1 pseudogene is annotated in these 1,291 nt (G+C 65.9%); it reads right to left on the bottom strand.

The annotated features are described in order from the left end of the window. A pseudogene (locus ACIBVQ_RS40530) lies at positions 1-1,291 on the bottom strand (DNA-directed RNA polymerase subunit beta); the annotation flags it as partial.

Here is a 1,291-nt window from a genome sequence, read left to right as displayed (position 1 = left end):
CGGTGATCACGTCCCCGGCGTCCGTCGCGGCCCGGTATTCCATCCCGGTCCCGACCAGCGGCGCCTCGCTCTTCAGCAACGGCACCGACTGACGCTGCATGTTGGAACCCATGAGCGCCCGGTTGGCGTCGTCGTGCTCCAGGAACGGGATCATCGCGGTCGCCACCGACACCATCTGGCGTGCCGAGACGTCCATGTAACCGACCTCGTTCGCCCTCACGGACTCGAACTCGCCACCCTTACGGCGGACGAGGACGCGGTCCTCAAGGAACGTGCCATCGGCGGCGATCGGCGTGTTCGCCTGGGCGATGACGTAGCGGTCCTCCTCGTCGGCGGTGAGGTAGTGGACCTCTTCGGTCACCCTGCCGTCGACGACCTTGCGGTAGGGCGTCTCGACGAACCCGAAGGAGTTCACCCGGCCGAAGGAGGCGAGCGAGCCGATCAGACCGATGTTCGGGCCTTCCGGCGTCTCGATCGGGCACATCCGGCCGTAGTGGGACGGGTGAACGTCACGAACCTCGAAGCCCGCCCGCTCACGCGACAGACCACCGGGACCCAGCGCGGACAGACGCCGCTTGTGCGTCAGGCCCGCCAGGGGGTTGGTCTGGTCCATGAACTGCGACAGCTGGGAGGTCCCGAAGAACTCCTTGATCGACGCCACGACGGGACGGATGTTGATCAGGGTCTGCGGCGTGATCGCCTCGACGTCCTGCGTCGTCATCCGCTCCCGTACGACCCGCTCCATCCTGGCCAGGCCCAGCCGGACCTGGTTCTGGATGAGCTCGCCGACCGTGCGCAGGCGGCGGTTGCCGAAGTGGTCGATGTCGTCGGTCTCGACGACGATCTCGCCACCGGAACCCTGCATCGAGGTCTCGCCCGCGTGAAGCTTGACGATGTACTCGATGGTGGCGACGATGTCCTCTTCGGTCAGCGTGCCCTGGGTGATGTCGGCGTCGACGCCGAGCTTCTTGTTGATCTTGTAGCGGCCGACCTTGGCCAGGTCATACCGCTTGGAGTTGAAGTACAGATTCTCCAGCAGCGTCTGCGCCGACTCCTTGGTCGGCGGCTCACCCGGCCGCAGCTTGCGGTAGATGTCCAGCAGGGCGTCGTCCTGACCGGCCGTGTGATCCTTCTCCAGGGTCGCCCGCATCGACTCGTACTGCCCGAACCGCTCAAGGATCTGCTCGCTGGTCCACCCCAGCGCCTTCAGCAGCACCGTCACGGCCTGCTTGCGCTTACGGTCGATCCGGACCCCGACGCTGTCACGCTTGTCGATCTCGAACTCAAGCCA

This window comes from Streptosporangium sp. NPDC049376 (assembly GCF_044466505.1).
GTDB lineage: Bacteria > Actinomycetota > Actinomycetes > Streptosporangiales > Streptosporangiaceae > Streptosporangium.
Note: the sequence above shows the minus strand (reverse complement) of the source record. Positions and strands in the feature narration are given on the sequence as shown.